The sequence below is a fragment of the Halotia branconii CENA392 genome, from assembly GCF_029953635.1.
Classification (GTDB): domain Bacteria; phylum Cyanobacteriota; class Cyanobacteriia; order Cyanobacteriales; family Nostocaceae; genus Halotia; species Halotia branconii.
Window position 1 is genome coordinate 3,297,129 of the sequence record NZ_CP124543.1, and the last position, 21,413, is coordinate 3,318,541.

Sequence of the window (21,413 nt, forward strand, 5' to 3'; positions counted from 1 at the left end):
ATATAGGACTGCTAATTTGATTTTTGAAAAAAACTCAGTACATTCTTATTTTTTCTTCCCTGGTCCCTGCGATGCACTGATACCATTTCACGGAATATTTGAAACAGATGATTGGTCTTTAATCTTTCCCCCAGCCCCCTGCTGCCTATTTGTTTCAATTTTAAAGTGAAACGGTATGACTTGTACTGAGCGTAGCCGAAGTAGCTTGTCGAAGTGTTCCCTACCTCTACGAGTGATTCACTAAATCAAACCAGATTACTATAGTTTGACCCCACAAACATTTCATGTTTGCAGTGAAACTTGTTTCATGAGGACTGTCTTCTTGCACTAGAACAACTATTTATTTCTGAAGTTGTGATCATTGAGAATTTTTTGGGCAATCTAAAATATACAGTAAAATTCAGGAGTTAGAATACCTTACTGGAAGTTGCCCAGAGGGCATCTACAGAAGCAAAACAGGATTTAGATCTTAGACCTTTTAAGACCTAAATATGTACTCCACTAACTTGAAATCTGCTGTAGTTTTCTAATTTTTGTTATTGACTGGATTATTTAAGGTATGAAGCCTTTAATAAAATTTAACTCACGATTATTAAAGTTTACTAAAGAAAAGTATTCCTTACGCAACTTAGTAATTCGTTTTATTCTCGGTGGCACTACTTTAGTTGTTAGTATTTCTGCTTATTTTAGCTATCAAGCTGCTCGTAACTTGACCCTAGAAGACTTGAAAAAAAGTGCATTCTTAGAGGTTAAAAGAGGTGTCGATGAAATTGAGCAGTGGTTATATGTCCGTAAAGTAGAGGTGGAAACTCTTGCCAACACTTCCACTGTGCGTTCTTTAAATTGGTCTGTGGCAGAACCCTATTTAAAAAAGGAAGTTCAGAGGATAAATGAATTTTTCTTTTTTCAAATAGCTACTCTAGATGGTTCATTTTCCAATACTAAAGTTGGTCGGTCAAATAAAAATATTTTGGATCGAGACTACTTTCAAAAAGCATTGACAGGAAAGAGTAATATTTCCGATCCCTTCATCAGTCGTTCTACAGGCATTCCTTTAATTGCGATCGCTACCCCAATTTATGCTAATTCGTCCACCAATGGTTCACCTATTGGGGTTTTTCACGGTAGCGTTAAAGTCGATCACATTGCCAAGGTGATTAACTCCCTAGATTACGGCAAAAACAGCTATGCGTTCGCGCTCAATTCCCAAGGACAAGCAATTGTCCATCCTGACTCAGCCCTAATGTCAACTTTAGAAAAGCCTGCACCTAGCTTACTCAAAAGTGGCGATCGCAATTTGAATGCGATCGCCCAGGAGATGGTTAACAAACGACAGGGAATTGAGTTGCGGGAAATTGATGGTACTAAAAAGTACATAGCATATATGCCTTTAAAAGAAGCTAATTGGTCTGTAGCTTTGATCATTCCCCGCCAAAATATTGAATCTCGACTGCAATTCCTCGATCAAATTGCCTTAATTGTGGCAGGACTAACAGTCATGATGATTACTGTACTGTGGCGTGTGCAAGCATTTGAACAGAATGAACTGAAAAAATCTAAACAAGCGGCTGACACAGCAAACCATGCCAAGAGCGAATTTTTAGCCAACATGAGCCATGAACTACGCACACCGTTAAATGGCATTTTAGGTTGCGCCCAAATTTTACTGCGTTCTCAAACTTTACCAGAGCGAGAACAATATCATGTCAGCATCATTGAACAGTGTGGTACTCATCTGCTGACCTTAATTAACGACATTTTGGATCTGTCCAAAATCGAAGCGAAAAAACTAGAACCCCATCCTCTGGATACTCATTTTCCCTCTTTTATCCAGGGAATAGTGGAAATTTGCCGCATTCGCACAGAACAAAAGGGGATTGCGTTTGTTTATGAAGTCATAGGTGAGTTACCCACGGGAGTACATATAGATGCGAAAAGATTACGTCAGGTGTTGTTAAATTTATTGGGTAATGCTATTAAGTTTACCGATAAAGGTCAGGTAATTTTTAAAATAGAGGCGATCGCTTTACCTCTGATTCATGGGCAGACAGTGAAACACCGGATTCGCTATACCGTGGAAGATACTGGTGTTGGTATATCTCCAGTAGAATTGAGCAAGATTTTTTTGCCCTTTGAACAAGTGGGAGAAAAAAAGCGCCAGACCGAAGGCACAGGTTTGGGTCTAGCTATTACTCGGCAGTTAGTGCAGATGATGGGTAGTGGTGATATCTATGTTCAAAGCCAGATTGCTCAAGGAAGTAAGTTCTGGTTTGAGATAGATATGCCAGAAGCAAGTGAATGGGTGCAGTCGGCAATAACTGGATCGCAGGGACAAATTATTGGCTTTGAGGGTAGCCCCCGCAACATACTCATGGTAGATGATCGCTGGGAGAATCGTACAATCATTACTAATCTCCTGCAACCCCTGGGCTTTCATGTCACCGAAGCTATCAATGGTCAAGAGGGATTAGAAAAGGCGATCAATCTCAAGCCCGATTTGGTCATTACAGATCTAATTATGCCTGAAATGGATGGGTTTCAATTAATCAAACACCTGCGTCAAACCCCAGATATTCAAGATGTCAAAATCATCGTTTCTTCGGCAAGTGTGTTTGAATCCGATCAATATCGCAGTTTGGAAGCAGGAGGTGATGACTTTTTGGCTAAACCTGTACAGGCTAATGAATTACTGCACCAATTAGAACACCATTTGGATCTAGTCTGGATTTACCAGCAGTCTCAGGTTGAACAGCAAAAAACCAGTGTCTCAACCACAGTAAGTAATCACCAATCAGATAAATTAATTCCTCCTACCCCCGAAGTGTTGCGAGAACTAGTTACCTTAGCCAGTAAAGGTAACTTCAATGCCATTCTTAAATGGTCAGATCAACTAGAAGAAGCGGACACGACCTTTGCTCCTTTTGCTAACCAACTGCGACAACTGGCAAGACAGTTTGATGAAGATTTAATCCTCAGTTTCTTAACTCAATATGAGGTTGAAGCCGTATGACAGCCAGCATACTAGACCGAAATAATATCATCACTAGCGATCGCGCTAGAGAAATTATCTTGGTAGTAGACGATAATCCTGCTAACTTACAAGTTTTATCAAGCTTTTTGGATGAGTCTAGCTTTGAGGTTTGGGCAGCTCGCAGCGGTGAAAAAGCTCTGCTGAGATTAGATAACGATCATTTGCCAGATTTGATTTTGCTGGATGTGATGATGCCAGGGATAGATGGGTTTGAAACCTGTCAACGTTTGAAAAGCGATCCGCGTGTTCAGGATATTCCGATTATTTTTATGACTGCCCTCTCCGAGACTACCGATAAAGTTAAAGGATTGCGTTTGGGAGCCGTAGATTACATTACTAAACCTTTTCAGTATGAAGAAGTATTGGTGCGGATTGAGCATCACCTGCAACTGAGAAATTTAACAAAAAACTTGATTGCCAAAAATGCAGAACTTCAAATGACTCAGACACAATTAATTCAAGCAGAAAAAGTGGCAACCTTGGGTCAGCTGGCTGCTGGGATTGCTCATGAAGTTAATAATCCACTTAATTTTATTGCTGGCAACCTAACTTTTGTGAAAAACTATGTGCAGGATATAGTAAATTTAATCAACCTTTATCAAAAACATCTCCCCAATCCACCGACTGAAATTCAAAACGCGATAAAAGTCACTGATTTGAACTATCTGCTAAGTGATTTATCCAGAATTATGCAATCTATGAAGCTTGGTACAGATCGCGTTACAGAAATTGTTTCATCTTTGAATAATTTCTCACGACACAGAGAAGCTGGTAAGAAACTGGCGAACCTTCATGAAGGTTTAGAAAGTACGCTACTCATTCTTGGACATCGACTCAAGCCAAATGCTTATTGCCCAGCAATTGAAATTGTCAAGGAATATGGTAATTTGCCTCCTGTCGAGTGCTATCCTGGTGAGCTAAATCAAGTCTTTATGAATTTGATTTGTAATGCAATTGATGCAATTGAAGAAAAACAAAAAAAACTAGCCTTCAGCGAAAGTTATCAACATCCTGGTGTAATTAAAATCAAAACTGAGGCAATTGGAGATCATGTAATTATTAAAATTGCAGACAACGGTTTAGGTCTCAATGAAGCAGACGAGACAAAAATATTTGATGCTTTTTACACTACTAAACCTATTGGTAAAGGCACAGGTTTAGGTTTATCTATTGTTTACCAAATTGTAGTTACTAATCATCATGGCAAGCTAACATATTATTCAAAATTTTATGAAGGTGTAGAATTTATCATTGAATTACCAATACAATAAAAGCTATAGTTACTATTAAATTGAGAGACTAAGATCCCCGACTTTTTAAATAAGTTGAGGATCTTATATTTACAAAGTTAGTTAGTTCAAAATTATTGGCAATCAATACCTCACGCACTTGTTCGCTTAACAAGGCCGCGAGTTCTGTTGCACCTGCTCGTGACAACTCATTTAGCGGTTCTCCAGTGTTAACAACTGCTGGATGAGAATAAATTTCCACTAAGTCTGTCTGAATCTGGGGTATAAGACCAATTAAGTATTCCTCTGTGATTTTGCCAGTTTGCAACAACCCATAAACTTTATTGGCAAAACTAATACCTTGAGATGTCAGTAAATCTTCACCGTAACGCCGTAATCTACCAAACACCGCTGACCAGACTAACTTAGTTAATAATCCCTGGCGGTCAAGCTTCAGGTTCATTAACAACTCTTCAGAGGGCAGACGAATTACATGGATATCAAATTCTTGTGCTAACTCAACTAAAATACCCAAGATGACAGGATGAACATGGAGGTGTAAATGTCCATCTACGTGAGAAAGAGGTAGCCCAGAGTCGCAAAATTTTGATAACTGGGCGCGGATTTCTTGCCGCAATTCTTCACGGGCGGCGCGATGAAATTGATAGTGTAATCCAGCTTGAAGGGGGCTGTTGGAGAAATTACCCATAGAATCCACTAAGTGAGGAATCTGGGGGGGTGGCAAAACAGCTCGACCGCATACCAAAACAAGGTGTAGACCAACTGCCAAATTGGGATGATTACGTGCAAGAGCGATCGCCTCTTTTGCTGCGTCGCCTGTTACCATCAGGCTGGTACTAGTCAGTACACCTTGTTTATGGGCTTGAATAATTCCTTGATTAACGCTTTGAGAAAAGCCGAAATCATCACCATTGATAATAGCGAAACGATGAGTATGGGGCATGGTAAAGAGGAATTGGGGCAGAAGAGAAGTGCGGTCTTGGGGTCTCCCCAAGTGGAGCAACTTCGGGGTGCGGGGTGCAAGGGGGATAAAGAAGAGGAATTGGGACAGGGTGCGGGGTGCAAGGGTGAGTTTGAAACTACTTCGCACTTATTCATTCTGCTTAAAAATTTCTCCTTTTCTCCCTGCTCCCTGCCCCTCTGCTTTTTATTCTCCTGCCTTTAATTAGATTGAGCGTGTGCAGCAGCTTGGGTACGGCGTTCTTTGAGATAAGAGAAGAACTCCCCACCTTCACGCAAGCGGCGTACCATCATTTGTCGGTCTGTTAGCATCTCTCGCACAATGGGGATGATTGCTTGAGGACGAAAGTAAAATTTGCGGTACATTTGCTCAACAGCATCTTCAATCTCGGCACTAGAAAGAGTAGAATATTGCAGTGTTGAGGTTTGAATGCCAGAGTTAGCAACTAAAGATTGATTGGTAAACCAGCCGTTAGTTTTGGCTTGTTCATACAGTTCTGTACCTGGATAAGGGGCAGCAATGGAGACTTGAATTGTATGGGGGCTAAGTTCGCAAGCGAAGCGGATAGTCTGTTCTACGGTTTCTTTGGTTTCAATCGGCAAACCAATAATGAAAGTACCGTGGACTGTAATCCCAAGTTTGTGGCAGTTTTTCATAAACTCCCGCGCCACTTCTAGCTTGATGCCTTTTTTTATTCCATTGAGAATATCTTGATTTCCAGACTCAAAACCAACGAGTAATAACCGTAGTCCGTTGTCACGCAGTTGTTTGAGGGTATCGTAATCTAAGTTAGCACGGGCGTTACAACTCCAAGTGAGCTTTAGCCGTTTCATGTGTTCGCTAATTGCGATCGCTCGATGTTTATCAATGGTAAAAGTATCATCATCGAACATATATTCCCGTACTTTGTCACCAAAGATAACTTTGGCTTCTTCCATCTCCCGCCCCACGGCTTCGGGGCTTTTATGGCGATAAAGATGACCACCAATGGTCTGTGGCCAAAGACAAAAGGTACATTTCGCTGGACAGCCCCGCCCAGTATAAAAGGAAATATAAGGATGCAGCAAATAGCCAATGAAATATTTTTTAATATCTAAGTCACGTCCATAAACTGGCAAGACACTAGGCATAGCATCCCAGTCATGAATTAATGGACGCTCTTCATTATGGCGAATATCACAGTTATGGTCACGGTAGCTTAGACCTGCAATTTCTGACCAAGATTTACCTTCGGCTAGCTCCTTACAGGTATAGTCAAATTCATTACGACATACGAAGTCAATGACTGGATGATTTTTTAGGGTCTTTTCTGGTAAAACAGCTACATGCGCTCCTACAAAGCCTACTTGTACATCTGGATTTTGGGCTTTGATGGCTTCAGCACACTTGACATCATTAGCCAATGAAGGTGTGCTGGTGTGCATAATTACCAGTTCGTAATCTTTGGCGATTTTCAAGACATCTTCTATGGTCTGATTATGTGGTGGTGCATCCACAAGCTTGCTACCTGGAACAAGGGCAGCAGGTTGTGCTAACCACGTAGGATACCAAAAAGAAGTTATTTCGCGCTTCGCTTGGTATCGGGAACCAGCACCACCGTCAAATCCATCAAAGGAAGGAGGATTAAGGAATAAGGTTTTCTTCACTGATATCTCTCACTTTTTAGAACTTGGAAACACGGTGACAAAAAAACAAACAAATCTTGTTTGCTGTCCTTTTAAATTAACTAGCTTTGATGTTGATACTGACAAATTGCTGAATAAGTGCAATCACTTCGTTGCGGCTGAGTTTTTCTTTACCATTAGCTAAAGCATCGAGAGTACCACGAGCTAAGGTTAACGGAATTTGGCAAAAGTCTAAGGCCGGCCCAGCGGAAAGAGATTTGGTATAGGCATCTGCTAGTGCAAGATTGCGATTTGCATATTCATGCAAATTTGCTGCACTCCAACCTTGCGGAAAAAAGTTGACTCCACGCCCCATATCTTCATTGTGGTTACGCAGAATATTAACCGCTTGTAGTCCTCGACCAAACCCAATTGCCTGAGTACGGTTTGTTTGCGTTCCATCATGCCAAGTCCATAAATCAGAGAGTAATAAACCAACAGCACCTGCAACCCCAAAAGTGTAACGATCCAAGTCAGCTTCTGTATCAATTTTCCAGTTTATTTCTGCCCAGTAAGCCATGCGGTCTGCCATTGCGGCTGTAGCATCCCAAATTCGTGGTGCGATCGTTTCAGGTGCTAGTAGTGACCATTCTCTAACTCTCACGGTAACTTCTTCTAAAATATTTTCATAACCGTTAAAGCCTACGGAAAAAGCATCAACAGCGAAACCATCAACTCCTGCCTGTAATGTCAAGCTAATTGTTCGTAACAGTTCTGCCTTGGTGCGATTATCTAGTTCTGGATGGTCTTCAATTTCATCAATGGCACGCATACACAAGTATGCTGATGCGACTGCTTCTTGTAGTCCTGACGGTAATATACTAATGGGAATATAAAAAGTTCGACTAGTTTCTTTGAGGATTTGCAATGCATCACTACGTAAATCCATGTCTTAACTCCCCTCTTGATTCTGACACCACATGCAGTTTTCTGATAATACTGGATCTAGTTGTTACTAAACCTTAAAAACTATATATAGGCTAATATTCAGTCTAAAACTTGATAGTTATGAGTATCATAATTAACACAAACTTTAAGTTTTTCACAGTCAATCCTAGTATATAAGACTTAGGTTACTGAGGCTTGTGGTATATTGATTAACATAGTTATCATCAAGGTTTAATGTATAAATAAACAATTATGTTAATATCCGATTGATTATAAATACACATTTTTTGCTCACAAAAATCTAATTTATAGTAATCTGGTTTGATTTGGTGAATCACTTGTAGAGGCAAGGAACACTTCGGTTACTTCGACTGCGCCCTTTTCCTGTCAAACACACTGCGCGCTAAGCGTAGCTATGCCGTAGGCTTTATAGCTTGCTTCTGTGCGAGAGGCTTCGCCCTTCGGCTTGCTTCGACTGCGCCCTTCGGCTGCGCTCAGGCTAAACTCAGCAACCAACGCTCAGGCTAAACTCAGCACAAGTACGCTCAGTGCATCGCAGGAAAGAAAAAATAAGAATGTACTGAGTTTTTTCAAAAATCAAATAAGAGTCTTATATCTGAACACAATTGAACGTTCGGCGAAGCCTCAGTCAAGACGCTGACGTTCACCGAAGCTTCATCACTAATTCAACAGATGTAGCAATAATTTTCTGACAATATTTAAGATAGATTCTGCGGCAAACACTAGGTATAAAATATCAAAGTTTCTATCTTTCATGTTTTCTGTGGTCATGGGTACAATTATATTAGGGTTAACACTTTTATCCTTGATAATTTGGTTGGGATTACTATGTTTGTGGGGACAGTTTTGGCGAACAGACCAGCAATTAGAGATAGCAGAAACTCAACTACAATCTTTACCTACAGTTTGTGTAGTGATTCCTGCCCGTAACGAAGCTGATTTAATACCAACTACCATGCGATCGCTGCTACTTCAAGATTACCCTGGTATTGTCAATGTGTTTCTAGTAGACGATCGCAGTACAGACGGTACAGCCAATTTTGCCGAAGGAGTTGCCCACGCCCTCAATAAACCCCAGCAGTTACATATTATTTTTGGCGAATCTTTACCAACTAATTGGTCAGGTAAACTCTGGGCTATCGAGCAAGGCATTCAGCAAGCTAAAACATTATCACCAGACTATTTTTTACTTACCGATGCAGATATCAAACATGATGTTGGTAATCTTCGCCGATTAATCGCTAAAGCTGAACAAGAAGATTTAGACCTAGTTTCTGTAATGGTAAAACTCCGGTGTGAAGGCTCTTGGGAAAAATTTTTGATTCCAGCTTTTGTATTTTTCTTCCAAAAACTCTATCCCTTTCGCTGGGTGAATAACCCCAAAAATAAAACTGCGGCTGCGGCCGGAGGCTGCATTTTAATTCGCGCCACAGCCTTAGAACAAATTGGTGGTATTCAAGTCATCCGACAAACTTTAATCGATGATTGCGCTTTGGCAAAGGCGGTTAAAAAAACTCAGGGTCAAGGCCGTATCTGGCTCGGATTGAGTACTTTAACTTGCAGCTTACGTCCTTATCCTTCTCTAGCCACGATTTGGGATATGGTGGCTCGTACAGCCTATACGCAACTGAATTATTCACCCTTGCTGCTATTGGGAACTTTGATCGGAATGACTGTGATTTATTTAGTTCCACCTCTAGCTTTAATTTTAGGTGCATTAATCGGCAATTGGGCGATCGCCCTTACAGGTTTATTAACATGGTTGCTCATGACTTGGGCATATTTACCAACTATCCGCTTTTATAAATGTTCTTTTTGGTTAGCCTTGAGTTTACCTGCGATCGCTTTTCTTTATACTCTAATGACTTTAGATTCAGCTATCCGCCATTGGCAAGGTCGCGGCGGTGCTTGGAAAGGTCGAGTTTATTCTAATGCCCCTTTGGGGCGGGAACAGGGAATAGGGAACAGGGAATAGGGAACAGGGAACAGGGAACAGGGAACAGTGATGAAGAAATTAGCCCGCCCAGTAAGGGTGAACTGTTAACTGTCTTGTGGGTGGCTTAGTTTAATTGCGTTAGCGCAGCGTTAGCGAGTCCGCGAGCGTCATTGCGAATTGCGAATTGGTTTTATCTTTTCATTGGCGATCGCGACTAAATTCTCTGCTTGTTTATCCAAGGTGTATTAAAATTAAGTTAACTTTAATTAAGATTCTTGTCGGCATCATAGATTTACCATAATGCCTTTATGGCGATGCACGATCAGACTCAGATTCAACAAAATGGATTTATAAACATCCGTTGCACATCTAAAATCTGGTAAAACAGCGTTGGAGAATGGCTAGCCTAATCAAGGCAGTTGCAAACCAAAAGTTAATAACACCAGTGGTTACTAGAGATAGTTAATTGTAATGGTATCTAGAGGCAAATTAAAATGAAATTCTCCTGGAGAGTCCTATTACTGTGGACATTGCCAGCTTTGGTAATTGGCTTTTTCTTTTGGCAAGGAGCATTTGCTGGCGCTCCTGCGGAAATGGGTAAAAATGCAGCCAATACTCGTATGACTTATGGTCGCTTTTTAGAATACTTGGATGCCGATCGCGTCACTAGTGTAGATCTTTATGAAGGCGGCAGGACAGCAATTATCGAAGCTAATGATCAAGATATTGAAAATCGCGTCCAGCGGTGGCGGGTGGATCTGCCGATTAATTCTCCTGAGTTAATTACTAAGCTCAAGGAAAAAGGAATTAGTTTTGATGCCCATCCCATGCGAAATGATGGCGCTATTTGGGGACTGTTAGGCAATTTAATTTTCCCAATTTTATTGATAACTGGACTGTTCTTTTTGTTCCGTCGCTCCAGCAATATGCCCGGTGGCCCAGGTCAAGCGATGAACTTTGGCAAATCCAAAGCCCGCTTTCAAATGGAAGCCAAAACCGGAGTCAAATTTGATGACGTAGCAGGTATCGAAGAAGCTAAAGAAGAACTGCAAGAAGTCGTCACCTTCTTAAAACAGCCAGAAAGATTTACTGCTGTAGGTGCGCGCATTCCCAAAGGAGTGCTGTTAATAGGACCTCCAGGAACTGGTAAAACTTTACTCGCAAAAGCGATCGCTGGGGAAGCAGGTGTCCCATTCTTCAGCATTTCCGGCTCAGAATTTGTGGAAATGTTCGTTGGTGTGGGTGCATCCCGTGTCCGCGACTTGTTTAAGAAAGCCAAAGATAATGCTCCCTGTATCATCTTTATCGATGAAATAGACGCGGTAGGACGACAAAGGGGTGCTGGTATCGGTGGCGGTAACGATGAAAGAGAGCAAACCCTCAACCAGTTGCTTACAGAAATGGACGGCTTTGAAGGCAATACAGGCATTATTATTATTGCTGCTACTAACCGTCCCGACGTATTAGATTCAGCTTTATTACGTCCCGGACGTTTTGATCGACAAGTAAGTGTCGATGCACCCGATATTAAAGGACGTTTAGAAATCTTAAGCGTCCACGCACGCAATAAAAAACTAGATTCTAGCGTATCCTTAGATGCGATCGCTCGTCGCACTCCTGGTTTTACTGGTGCTGACTTAGCCAATTTACTCAATGAAGCGGCGATTCTCACCGCCAGAAGACGCAAAGAAGCAATCACCCTGCGCGAAATTGATGATGCTGTAGATCGTGTAGTTGCGGGGATGGAAGGTACTCCTTTGGTAGATAGTAAGAGCAAGCGCTTAATTGCCTACCACGAAATTGGACACGCTTTGGTTGGGACTTTGTTAAAAGACCATGACCAAGTACAAAAAGTTACCCTGATTCCCCGCGGACAGGCGCAGGGTTTGACTTGGTTTACTCCCGATGAAGAACAAGGCTTAATTTCCCGTTCTCAACTCAAAGCTAGAATTACAGGTGCTTTGGGTGGTCGCGCCGCTGAAGAAGTGATCTTTGGTGCTGCGGAAGTCACAACTGGTGCTGGTGGAGACTTACAGCAGCTATCAGGAATGGCACGGCAGATGGTGACTCGGTTTGGGATGTCTGACTTAGGGCCGCTGTCGCTAGAAAGCCAACAAGGAGAAGTATTCTTAGGTCGTGACTGGACAACCCGATCTGAATATTCAGAAGCGATCGCCTCTCGGATTGATGCCCAAGTCCGGGTAATCGTGGAAGATTGTTATGCAAACGCTAAGAAAATTATGCGTGACCATCGCACTGTCACTGATCGCTTAGTGGACTTGCTGATAGAGAAAGAAACTATTGACGGCGAAGAGTTCCGCCAGATTGTGGCTGAATACACTGAAGTACCTGAAAAGCCTCAGTACGCACCACAGATCTAATCAGGGAACAAGGAATAGGCTTGAAAATAGAAAGCTTTTGTTTTCAGTTCATGTTCTAAGTTACCTGACAATAGTTACATCAAATAACTTCAACGGGTATGGTCAATAAACCATACCCATTTTTATTGAAAGCGGTAAGAAACTTCGTCTCCATGCCCCATGCCCAAAACAACTACGAGTTCGTTAGGTAAAAATTTATTAGCAGATCACTCGTATTTTCCCTAAAATTGCTGTATCCTAGTTTTTCTTAGGTAATTTTTTCAACACTGAACCCCATAAAAGCTGTTTGCGGATCTTTCGGAAGATTCTTGAAAGACTTATTAGTCTCTCTCAGAATCAATGTTCAGGTTCTCATTTTTCAATGTTCAGTTTTCAAACCTTTAGTATAGATATGCAACTAATCAAAAAATCGGAAAGGCTTTTGTTAAAAAAAATAAAGTTAATGGAGGAAGCAGAAGAACAAACTCTTCCGGCGGACACTCCAGAGCTTTTAGAACCAATTTTTGAGAAACAGCCAGAACTAGAGCCAGAGAGTCAAGAACTCAAATATATTCCCACACGTGACAATCCTGAGGTTCAATCTGTAGGGAACTCAGGATGGCAGCCTTCGGAAATCTGGAAGGATATTCGATTGGATGGATTCTAATAAAATAGAGTGGCGAAACGCCAAAAACTCATTTTAACGTCCAGATCCCACAGTCTCTTTCTCAACTGGAAGTGAACGGAGTAACTCCCGAATTACATCGGTTGCTGCTCTTCCTGTAATTGCACAGTACTCTTCCAGTTTATTTCTTTCTTCTAATGTCAGATTTACGGTTAATCGTTTAACAGCCCATTTTTTATTCATGATTTACCTCAATTGCAAGATGTTAATCTTTAATCTGGTAGAGAAGAACTTGTCTGTGTTTGCAAGCCATTCTATTTAAGGTTTTAGATGGACTATACTTCAGTAGTTATTCTCTACACAATCAATAATCAACTAGCATCATATCAAACTCTATAGAGTTTGTGATAGATTTATACACCAAGGAATGAAGATTTCTTAACATTATGATTAATTAGATAAAGATTCTATATAGAGATGTTGCCCAAAATCCATTTAGAAAACAATATCTAAGTCTTTAATTAATAGTGTAACCTCAACAGATCAAGTGATTAATTGGGTGAAATAGGATATATGTGATCGCTGCTCCTGCATCTTGACTAAAATTTGCTTGTTAAGCCGTGAAAATTGGCAAATGAGGCTCAAAATTTACTTAGCTAAAATAAATGATCTGCGATCGCACAGTCAAGATAAATATATTTAGTTAGGATACTGTAACTTACTTCTGTGTTCCCTATTCTCTATTCCTCTCCCGACAACTAAATTGGTATAGTTATGATTTTTACGTCAAACGCGATTAAAATAAATACGCAACTCGCGCTTCGGTAGGAGTATCCAGCAGTGCAGCCGGATTTAATAGGTTTGGAAATTAGCAAGGGGGAACTAAGACGTTTGACTGGGTTTGATCCAGATGACGTTTTTCGACCTTCTATTATGGGAAACCGTGAGAAGCGATTAGGATTTTTAATTAATGAAATGTTGGTAGCGTTGGCGCTAACTCCTATTATTGTTGGCTTTATTTATGCCTTTATAATTTTGCCAATAATTGGCTCTTCCATTAAATTAGGAATAATTTTATTAATTTTAGTCCCTATTGCTGTAGTAGTTGGGCGGCTTATATGGCGGCGTTTGACTTGTCCTCAAGCACTGACAATACTTTTAGATGAAGTCGATAAATATCATGAAGTCGTCCAAGCTATAGATATTAATGACCAACTGGCAACCTCTGGCCACTCTCAAAGCAGTATCAGCGATCGCGATCAAGTCATTGCTGCTTTACAGTTGATTAGAGAAAATTTAGTCCTAGCTTTGAAAAGTGAGCGAATTTTGCGAGACAATAAAAAGCTAATTGCTAATAACCAAGAGTTATTCGTGAATAATTTAGCCAATTTGCAAGCTTTACAAGTTAGTAATCAGGCGGGCGAATATGCTCAACTTCTCAATCAATCGCTGCAAATTGCCCTTGATGTGCAAGCAGAAATCAGAAAATTGCAAAAAGATTAATTTTAACCACAAAAGCACTAAGACAAGGGCTGCCGTGTGGGCGAAGAGAAGTGCGGTAAGGCAGCGCGCGCGGTCTTGGGGGTTTCCCCCATGAGTGACTGCCGCACCCCTTGTGGGTCTTGGGCTTTGCCCCTTTGGGTACTCTTCGAGAACTCCTTCGGAGAACGGAAGTTTCAACTCGACGGGAAGCGGAGGCACTCCGTTGGTGAAGCAGCGCGGTCTTGGGGAGCCAGTCCGTTGCGGGGGTTCCCCCCGTTGAAGGAACTGGCGTGGTTTCCCCCATTAGCGACTGCTGAAAGGGTTTCCCGGCAGCCGCGGAAGTGCCGTCCAAGACTTGAACTTCCTCACCAAGTGGAGCAACTTCGGGGTTTCCCGACTTGTACGGACTGCCCGTACAAAGAAGGCTCTATATTGTATCTTGACAGGGCTATCTATTAAGTTAAATGACTAATAAACCAAAAATAATTGTTCTGGATGATGATCCTACAGGTTCTCAAACAGTCCACAGTTGCTTACTACTCATGCACTGGGATGTAGAGACTTTACGCACTGGGTTACGGGATGACTCACCGATTTTCTTTGTGCTGACTAATACCAGAGCTATGCCTCCAGAGTCGGCTGCATCTGTAACTAAGGAAGTTTGTCAGAATTTGAAATTGGCATTAGCTGCTGAAGAAATCAGCGATTTTCTGATTGTCAGCCGTTCTGATTCTACTTTACGGGGTCATTATCCCATTGAAACTGATGCGATCGCTCAAGAATTAGGGTCATTTGATGCTCATTTTCTTGTCCCGGCATTTTTTGAAGGTGGACGCATTACTCGCGACAGTGTACATTATTTGCTCATCAACAATGTACCGACTCCAGTTCATGAAACGGAATTTGCTAAAGATTCAGTCTTTGGCTACCATCACAGCTACTTACCCCAGTATGTAGAAGAAAAAACTAAAGGGCGGATTCAAGCAGAATCTGTCACTAGATTTTTACTTGCTGATATTCGTTGTGGTAGTCTAGAACGTTTATTGAAACTAACTGATAATCAGTGTGCTGTTGTGGATGGTGAAACTCAAGCGGATCTAAATTCCTTTGCATTAGACGTGCTAGCAGCAGCCAGTCAAGGTAAACGCTTTTTGTTTCGTAGTGCTGCCAGTATCTTAACGGCTTTAGCGGCTTTACCTCCCCAACCGATTGCCGCAGAAGATATGGCAGCTTATGTGCGCCAAGGTAAACCTGGTGCAGTGATTGTTGGTTCCCACGTTAAAAAGACAACTCAACAGTTAGAAGCACTGTTACAAGTAGAAGAAACTGTAGGAATTGAAGTTAATGTGGCTGAATTAGTTAATGAGACAAATCAATCTGCGAAGCTACTAAGCGATATATTGGAAAGTACTAAGGCAATACATAACGCTGGTAAAACACCAGTGATTTATACCAGTCGTCAGGAGCTGACTTTCAAGGACATCAAGACCAGATTGGATTTTGGAGTTAAGGTTTCAAGTTTGTTAATGGATATTGTGCAAGGTTTACCATCTGATATCGGATTTCTGATTAGTAAGGGTGGTATTACTTCCAACGATGTTTTAAGTACTGGTCTTGATCTGACATCAGCTCGGTTACTTGGGCAAATTTTACCTGGTTGTTCAATGGTGATTACAAACTCAGACCATCCCCAGTTTCCTGATTTGCCAGTTGTGCTATTTCCTGGTAACGTTGGCGACACTGATGCTTTGGTGATAGTTTACAAAAGATTAACTAAATATACTAAGTGAGGTTGTTTTTGCATGATGCAACTAATCTAATATTAATAACTACTCGGTGTATCCCTCGTCTTTTGGTTGGTGCTGCATGACTTCTGATTCTGCGATTCCTTATCTCAAGTCAAATTCTACACTTCCTGATGCAGAGTCTATCTCTCATCTTTCGGATGTGGAGGTCAACTCTACCGTTTCTGATGCAGATTCTATTATTCCGGATGCAGAGCTTAAGTCTGTCATCCGTTATTTGAAGGCAAATTCTATATCTGATGATGCAGAATCTAATTCTGCAACTCCAGATATAGATACTGTTTCTGCGGATACAGAGCCAAATCCGGGAATTTGGGATTTTAACTCCCCAACTTCAGTCATTCTTGAGAAGAAGGAAAAAAATAATATCCAAGTCCAGTTGAAAACTGAAGCGGAGCGATTATTAGTAATTTTGCCTACAGAACTTCAAGTACCTGCCTCAGAAGTGACTTGGTCTGATATTTGGCAACAATTGAAGTTGCGTTTAAAAGCAAGCGATCGCCTGCGTATACCCAATACAATAGTGCATCTGATCGCACAAGACCGCCTATTAGATAGTAGACAACTGCAAGACTTCGCTGAGGCCTTTAGTGAAGTGCAACTCCAACTTAAATGCGTTGCTACTAGTCGTCGTCAAACTGCGATCGCAGCTGTAACATCTGGTTATTCTGTAGAACAATTACAGCCGGAAACGTCTCTCAGTTCTCAATTACAAGCAGTTCCCCAACCCCAAGCAGAAACTCTCTATCTAGAAACCACAGTCCGATCTGGGACAGAAATCCGTCATGCAGGTACAGTAATTATCTTGGGAGATTTAAATCCAGGTGGCATCGTAGTTGCAGAAGGAGATATTCTAGTATGGGGTCGTCTACGCGGAATTGCTCATGCTGGTGCTGGAGGCAATCGTGAGTGTCTAATTATGGCTGTGCAAATGGAACCAACCCAATTGCGGATCGCAGATACCGTAGCTAGAGCACCAGAAAAATCACCGATGCAACTTTCTCCTGAGGTGGCACATATAACGCCCCAGGGAATCCGCATCGCTAAAGCTATTGATTTTTCTAGAAATCAATTAACCAGGATAAATCAAGCTATATGAGTGTTTATTTAGAAGATGAAAAATAAAGGATGAAATAAAACAAATATTCACGCCTTAGTGTCGTCAAAGAGTTCAGATATTTCTTTATATTTGATACGATACTTCATACTTTATACTTCAATTTACAGACTTCAATTTACTGTTCTATATTTCCTGAACCTAATCGAGCGCATTTATTATTATGACTCGCATTATTGTGATTACCTCCGGCAAAGGAGGCGTGGGTAAAACTACAGTTTCAGCTAATCTGGGCATGGCTTTAGCCAAAATAGGGCGACAAATTGCCTTAGTTGATGCGGATTTTGGGCTGAGAAATTTGGATTTGCTGCTCGGACTAGAAAACCGTATCGTCTATACTGCGGTAGAAGTTCTGTCTAGAGAGTGCCGTTTAGAACAAGCTTTAGTGAAAGATAAACGGCAACCCAACCTTGTACTCTTGCCAGCAGCGCAAAATCGCTCTAAAGATGCAATCACGCCCGAACAGATGAGATTATTGGTGAATGCGCTAGCCCAAAAATATCAGTATGTAATCGTTGATAGCCCTGCTGGTATTGAAAATGGCTTTAAAAATGCTACCGCCCCAGCTAAAGAAGCCTTAATTGTTACCACTCCTGAAATTTCTGCTGTGCGTGACGCTGACCGAGTAGTTGGTTTACTAGAAGCCCAAGGTATAAAACGTGTTCATTTAATAATTAACCGTATCAGACCCGCAATGGTGCGGGCAAATGATATGATGTCTGTGCAAGATGTTCAAGAACTTCTCGCAATCCCCTTAATTGGGGTAATCCCTGACGATGAGCGTGTTATTGTCTCTACTAATCGCGGTGAACCCTTGGTATTAGGAGAAACTCCCTCTTTGGCCGCTTTAGCTTTTGATAACATTGCTCGTAGATTGGAAGGAGAAACGGTTGAATTTTTGGATTTTGACTCATCCCCAGAAAACATTTTCGCGCGTTTGCGAAAGTTGTTATGGACAAAGATTGTTTAACTTATTTTCCAGTCTCCGCCCCAGACTTAATTGCTAATGATTGAACTTCTAGAACGACTTTTTTCTCGCAGTCCTGACGACAGTCGCACTCAAGTTAAACGTCGCCTACAATTGGTGATAGCCCATGATCGCGCTGCCTTAGAACCTCAGACCTTAGAAAAAATGCGGCAAGAAATTTTAGAAATAGTCTGCCGCTACGTGGAAATTGAGACGACTGGCTTAGAATTTTCTTTAGAAAGCAATCAAAGAACAACCGCTTTGATTGCTAATTTGCCTATTCGTCGAGTCAAAGATACTACACCTGAAATACCTGAATTAGAAAGAGAAAGCACTGACTAAGTAGCGTGTATTATTTCTTTAGTGTTTTCAAACTCGAAAAGTAGGTTGGAAAGCTGCTTCTGTCCAGGGGTTTTGCCCGTTGCAGAAAGTGGCGTTTAAACACAGCGCAACCCAATAAAACAATGCAAATGTTGGGTTTCCTTACGTCAACCCAACCTACTAGTGCGTCTAGTATAAGTTTTTGGGTTGAGTCATCAATCATCAATCATGATTGAATGTTGGTTTTTCAATCTGATGAACCCAACATTTTCAGCTTGCTGCGCTACTACACTAAGTCTAGAAAAATTATCAGTGTATATTGGCGGTTCAAAATTCTGAACAGAATTAATTTGTAGTAGACTTCGCAATTCCCCCTAGTTGTAACCCTGGTGGATAGCTACCTTCTTCTTTGATGCGCTTAATTTCTTCATCAGTGATTCGTAAGTTTAGCTTTTGTGCTAAACTTTGCACAATATCGCCACGATCAATTACACCAGCAACAGCCCCAGCAGGTGAAAGTACAGTGATGCGGGGTAACTGCTGATTTTCTAACTGATTGATTACCTCAGCTAAAGAAGTTGATTCAATCACAGTTGGTATTTCTGTTAGAGGATGCACAATACTTTGTAGAGTTTGAGTTTCCCATTCACTTCTCTCTACTAAACGCAAATCATCAATAGCAACCATACCCCGATAACGCCCATCAGAAGCAGCAAAATAAACCTCTGGGGCGGTGGTGTCTAATAAATAAGAATCGGCAAAAGAACGCAAAGTTTGATCAGCATCGACGACGCGAAACTCACGAGTCATCGCATCTGCGGCTATCACTTTCATTAAGGTTTCTTGTAAAGTAGTTACGCGATCATAGCTGTTAGCATTACGAACGCCAAACCAACCTAACAACGCAATCCACAAACCTAGCACTAATTCCCTAGTGAAGAAATCTACAGCAAATCCTAAAGCGATCGCACTGTAACCTAAAATTTGCCCCGCCCTTGCTGCCCAGTGTACCGCTTGGAAACGATTGCCTGTGACTTGCCATAGTGCTGCTTTTAGCACTTGCCCCCCATCTAAAGGTAAGCCGGGAATTAAGTTAAATAGCGCTAAAATCAAGTTGATTCTGGCTAAATCTCCAACCATCACACTGATAGGATTAATATCAGGAATGATAATAGTCGCCAGACTCAGTAAGAAAAATAGACCAATACTTACTAAAGGCCCTGCGATCGCTACTTGAAATGCTTTGCCTGGAGTTTTAGATTCTTCTTCTATCGCAGCAATACCGCCAAACAAAAATAGGGTAATTGAGTTAACTTTAATGCCCTGCGATCGCGCTGCCAAACTATGACCTAATTCGTGTAATAATACAGAACCAAATAATAGCAGCGCCATTACTATCCCAGCACTCCAGGCTGTAATATTCCCCCATTCTTGATAAGCTACACCAAAATTAAGAATTGCCAATCCTAAGATTACAAACCACAGAGGATCTAAAAACAGCGGTATACCAAATAAAGATCCGATTCGCCAATTTGTTTGCATTACTTATTATTGTCCTCAAACTAGTTATATTTTCACGTTCAATATTTCCAGCAGTTCCTATAGGACTCCTATTTGATTTTTGAACACGATTCAGTACATATCTATCCCTTCTTAACTGTTCCCTGTTTCCTGTTTCCTATTCCCTACCTACACAAATAAATTCACCGAATCAAACCGGATTACTATATTAATATTGTAAGTGTTAATTAATATCAGGACTTACGTAAAAACGGCTAAAAAGCTTAATTTATCGTAGACTCAAAGCGGCTTGCCGGAGGCTACCGCCAAGACACCAAGAACGCCAAGAATTGGTAGAACGTGCGTAAGTCCTGAATACAAGTAATTTTTGGGTAACACTATTATTGCGTGTACAGGCACTAGCACTTACCCAAACGGATTTACCAGCAAACATCATAAAATCAGCTTAATTACGAATTACGAATCTGTTCCATCCACTCAATACATTTGTGCATCTGTTGATGTACAACATCAGCACTAGCATGAAACCTCCGTCCATGACCCGGTAGTACCCATTCAAACGAGTAATCAGCCAATTTACGCATTGATTTAATCTGTTCTGTCCAGGAGTACCAACAAAAATCAGGGAATGCAGCCAGTTGATGCAAGTTTTTTGACCAAGCTAGATGATCGCCAGTAAACAGAAACTTATTTTTGTATAGTAAAACTGTGTGTCCTTTACTGTGACCGGGAACTGGAATAATTAACAAATCTGGACTCAGGACAAATACTTGCAAATTAGTCAGTTGTATTTCTACATTTTGAGTACTCGCAGAAATATCATCAGCGTGGAGGATGCGCTGACAGTGAAAATGTTCAGCAAACTTTTGATGATCTGCCACATCATCTCTGTGAGTGAGATACATATATCGAATCCCGCCCATTTCTTCTAGACGCTTAACCAAAGGTGGCGTAAACTTGGGGGAATCAACTAAAACATTTCCTTCAGGAATTTGAATTACATAGCTAGCAGCGCCGTAAGATTTTTCAGAATGGTAGCCACAGTGGTAAACATTTTCATCTATTAAAATCGGAAAACTTTGTTGAGCAACTTTGATATCTTGTGGCTTTTCAACTGTACCAATAGAACTAGTAGGACAAGCTAATAGAGCTTGGAGTGCTGCTAATCTTGCCGCCTCGTCTGTTGGCTGATGATGTACTGCCGACTGTTCACCAGCACGAGAAAACACTTCAGGAGTCATCCAGCGACAGGTATCACAGTCAATACAAGTGGTATCTACATAAAAATTGCCTTCGATATTTTCGGGGCGACGAAGATTTAAATGAGCCATACTAAACCTCTCTTTGCTTAGCTAGTTGCTAGGCAGGTGATAAACTCCCATAAGACCACGCTAGCAAAAGCAACTACCGACTATAGATACCCCTAGACATAAAAACGTCAAAATTTCATCTATTTAACTCACA

The 21,413-nt window shown here is 41.2% G+C and carries 17 protein-coding genes; 10 read left to right on the forward strand and 7 right to left on the reverse strand.

The annotated features are described in order from the left end of the window. The first annotated feature begins 559 nt into the window (after positions 1–559). Together QI031_RS14450 and QI031_RS14455 are read left to right on the forward strand one after the other, a co-directional pair. Positions 560–3,010: a hybrid sensor histidine kinase/response regulator gene (locus QI031_RS14450; protein ID WP_281485806.1), complete on the forward strand. Its 2,451-nt coding sequence runs from the start codon at positions 560–562 to the stop codon at positions 3,008–3,010. Further along, entirely contained in the window at positions 3,007–4,302 is a 1,296-nt protein-coding gene (locus tag QI031_RS14455) for a sensor histidine kinase (RefSeq protein ID WP_281485807.1), read from the forward strand. The genes QI031_RS14450 and QI031_RS14455 overlap by 4 nt, the downstream gene beginning before the upstream one ends. A 28-nt stretch (positions 4,303–4,330) precedes the next feature. Here QI031_RS14455 and hpnK read toward each other — a convergent pair whose 3' ends face one another. From hpnK to QI031_RS14470, 3 genes are all read right to left on the reverse strand, one after another. Continuing rightward, complete coding sequence (gene hpnK / locus QI031_RS14460) at positions 4,331–5,224, reverse strand: hopanoid biosynthesis-associated protein HpnK (RefSeq protein ID WP_281486032.1); 894 nt, start codon at positions 5,222–5,224, stop codon at positions 4,331–4,333. Positions 5,225–5,442: 218 nt separating this feature from the next. Then, positions 5,443–6,888 carry a hopanoid biosynthesis associated radical SAM protein HpnJ gene (gene hpnJ / locus QI031_RS14465; RefSeq protein WP_281485809.1) on the reverse strand — a complete coding sequence of 482 codons (1,446 nt, stop codon included), beginning with the start codon at positions 6,886–6,888 and terminating at the stop codon, positions 5,443–5,445. A 76-nt stretch (positions 6,889–6,964) separates the two neighbouring features. Then, on the reverse strand, positions 6,965–7,795 hold the full coding sequence (locus tag QI031_RS14470; RefSeq protein ID WP_281485810.1) for a squalene/phytoene synthase family protein: 831 nt from the start codon (positions 7,793–7,795) through the stop codon (positions 6,965–6,967). 789 nt (positions 7,796–8,584) lie between these two features. Between QI031_RS14470 and QI031_RS14475 the strand changes: the two genes are divergently transcribed. The 3 genes from QI031_RS14475 to QI031_RS14485 all read left to right on the forward strand — a co-directional run bounded on the left by QI031_RS14475 (position 8,585) and on the right by QI031_RS14485 (position 12,778). Beyond that, the gene (locus tag QI031_RS14475; RefSeq protein ID WP_281485811.1) at positions 8,585–9,790 is read left to right on the forward strand and encodes a glycosyltransferase; all 1,206 of its coding nucleotides are present in this window, start codon (positions 8,585–8,587) and stop codon (positions 9,788–9,790) included. A 455-nt stretch (positions 9,791–10,245) separates the two neighbouring features. Next, on the forward strand, positions 10,246–12,132 hold the full coding sequence (gene ftsH2, locus QI031_RS14480; protein WP_281485812.1) for an ATP-dependent zinc metalloprotease FtsH2: 1,887 nt from the start codon (positions 10,246–10,248) through the stop codon (positions 12,130–12,132). Positions 12,133–12,523: 391 nt separating this feature from the next. Next, the gene (locus QI031_RS14485; protein ID WP_281485813.1) at positions 12,524–12,778 is read left to right on the forward strand and encodes a hypothetical protein; all 255 of its coding nucleotides are present in this window, start codon (positions 12,524–12,526) and stop codon (positions 12,776–12,778) included. Between the two features lie 33 nt (positions 12,779–12,811). Here the strand turns inward: QI031_RS14485 and QI031_RS14490 are convergent, their stop codons facing one another. Next, positions 12,812–12,979 (reverse strand): ribbon-helix-helix domain-containing protein, encoded by a 168-nt coding sequence (locus tag QI031_RS14490; RefSeq protein WP_281485814.1) that lies wholly within the window; start codon positions 12,977–12,979, stop codon positions 12,812–12,814. A gap of 597 nt (positions 12,980–13,576) precedes the next feature. On the opposite strand from QI031_RS14490, the gene QI031_RS14495 reads away from it, so the two are divergent. The 5 genes from QI031_RS14495 to minE all read left to right on the forward strand — a co-directional run bounded on the left by QI031_RS14495 (position 13,577) and on the right by minE (position 18,449). Continuing rightward, positions 13,577–14,239, forward strand: a complete 663-nt coding sequence (locus tag QI031_RS14495) for a hypothetical protein (RefSeq protein WP_281485815.1) — start codon at positions 13,577–13,579, stop codon at positions 14,237–14,239. A gap of 443 nt (positions 14,240–14,682) precedes the next feature. Continuing rightward, positions 14,683–16,008 (forward strand): four-carbon acid sugar kinase family protein, encoded by a 1,326-nt coding sequence (locus QI031_RS14500; protein WP_281485816.1) that lies wholly within the window; start codon positions 14,683–14,685, stop codon positions 16,006–16,008. A gap of 76 nt (positions 16,009–16,084) precedes the next feature. Next, positions 16,085–17,122 (forward strand): septum site-determining protein MinC, encoded by a 1,038-nt coding sequence (gene minC / locus QI031_RS14505; protein WP_281485817.1) that lies wholly within the window; start codon positions 16,085–16,087, stop codon positions 17,120–17,122. A 181-nt stretch (positions 17,123–17,303) separates the two neighbouring features. Beyond that, the gene (gene minD, locus QI031_RS14510; protein WP_281485818.1) at positions 17,304–18,110 is read left to right on the forward strand and encodes a septum site-determining protein MinD; all 807 of its coding nucleotides are present in this window, start codon (positions 17,304–17,306) and stop codon (positions 18,108–18,110) included. Positions 18,111–18,146: 36 nt separating this feature from the next. Further along, positions 18,147–18,449 carry a cell division topological specificity factor MinE gene (gene minE / locus QI031_RS14515; protein WP_281485819.1) on the forward strand — a complete coding sequence of 101 codons (303 nt, stop codon included), beginning with the start codon at positions 18,147–18,149 and terminating at the stop codon, positions 18,447–18,449. Between the two features lie 324 nt (positions 18,450–18,773). On the opposite strand, the gene QI031_RS14520 is transcribed toward minE, so the two are convergent. The 3 genes from QI031_RS14520 to QI031_RS14530 all read right to left on the reverse strand — a co-directional run bounded on the left by QI031_RS14520 (position 18,774) and on the right by QI031_RS14530 (position 21,280). Then, complete coding sequence (locus QI031_RS14520) at positions 18,774–19,970, reverse strand: site-2 protease family protein (protein WP_281485820.1); 1,197 nt, start codon at positions 19,968–19,970, stop codon at positions 18,774–18,776. 247 nt (positions 19,971–20,217) lie between these two features. After that, positions 20,218–20,385 carry a hypothetical protein gene (locus QI031_RS14525; RefSeq protein ID WP_281485821.1) on the reverse strand — a complete coding sequence of 56 codons (168 nt, stop codon included), beginning with the start codon at positions 20,383–20,385 and terminating at the stop codon, positions 20,218–20,220. A gap of 13 nt (positions 20,386–20,398) precedes the next feature. Further along, complete coding sequence (locus QI031_RS14530) at positions 20,399–21,280, reverse strand: MBL fold metallo-hydrolase (RefSeq protein ID WP_281485822.1); 882 nt, start codon at positions 21,278–21,280, stop codon at positions 20,399–20,401. Positions 21,281–21,413: the final 133 nt, after the last annotated feature.

What these genes read in the sequence shown, in the direction of transcription:
- QI031_RS14500 (WP_281485816.1), top strand. Translation starts at nt 14,683, where the DNA reads ATGACTAATAAACCAAAAATAATTGTTCTGGATGATGATCCTACAGGT.
- ftsH2 (WP_281485812.1), top strand. Translation starts at nt 10,246, where the DNA reads ATGAAATTCTCCTGGAGAGTCCTATTACTGTGGACATTGCCAGCTTTG.
- QI031_RS14450 (WP_281485806.1), top strand. Translation starts at nt 560, where the DNA reads ATGAAGCCTTTAATAAAATTTAACTCACGATTATTAAAGTTTACTAAA.
- minD (WP_281485818.1), top strand. Translation starts at nt 17,304, where the DNA reads ATGACTCGCATTATTGTGATTACCTCCGGCAAAGGAGGCGTGGGTAAA.
- hpnK (WP_281486032.1), bottom strand. Translation starts at nt 5,224, where the DNA reads ATGCCCCATACTCATCGTTTCGCTATTATCAATGGTGATGATTTCGGC.
- QI031_RS14530 (WP_281485822.1), bottom strand. Translation starts at nt 21,280, where the DNA reads ATGGCTCATTTAAATCTTCGTCGCCCCGAAAATATCGAAGGCAATTTT.
- QI031_RS14485 (WP_281485813.1), top strand. Translation starts at nt 12,524, where the DNA reads ATGCAACTAATCAAAAAATCGGAAAGGCTTTTGTTAAAAAAAATAAAG.
- QI031_RS14525 (WP_281485821.1), bottom strand. Translation starts at nt 20,385, where the DNA reads ATGATGTTTGCTGGTAAATCCGTTTGGGTAAGTGCTAGTGCCTGTACA.
- QI031_RS14490 (WP_281485814.1), bottom strand. Translation starts at nt 12,979, where the DNA reads ATGAATAAAAAATGGGCTGTTAAACGATTAACCGTAAATCTGACATTA.
- QI031_RS14475 (WP_281485811.1), top strand. Translation starts at nt 8,585, where the DNA reads ATGGGTACAATTATATTAGGGTTAACACTTTTATCCTTGATAATTTGG.
- QI031_RS14470 (WP_281485810.1), bottom strand. Translation starts at nt 7,795, where the DNA reads ATGGATTTACGTAGTGATGCATTGCAAATCCTCAAAGAAACTAGTCGA.
- QI031_RS14520 (WP_281485820.1), bottom strand. Translation starts at nt 19,970, where the DNA reads ATGCAAACAAATTGGCGAATCGGATCTTTATTTGGTATACCGCTGTTT.
- minE (WP_281485819.1), top strand. Translation starts at nt 18,147, where the DNA reads ATGATTGAACTTCTAGAACGACTTTTTTCTCGCAGTCCTGACGACAGT.
- QI031_RS14455 (WP_281485807.1), top strand. Translation starts at nt 3,007, where the DNA reads ATGACAGCCAGCATACTAGACCGAAATAATATCATCACTAGCGATCGC.
- minC (WP_281485817.1), top strand. Translation starts at nt 16,085, where the DNA reads ATGACTTCTGATTCTGCGATTCCTTATCTCAAGTCAAATTCTACACTT.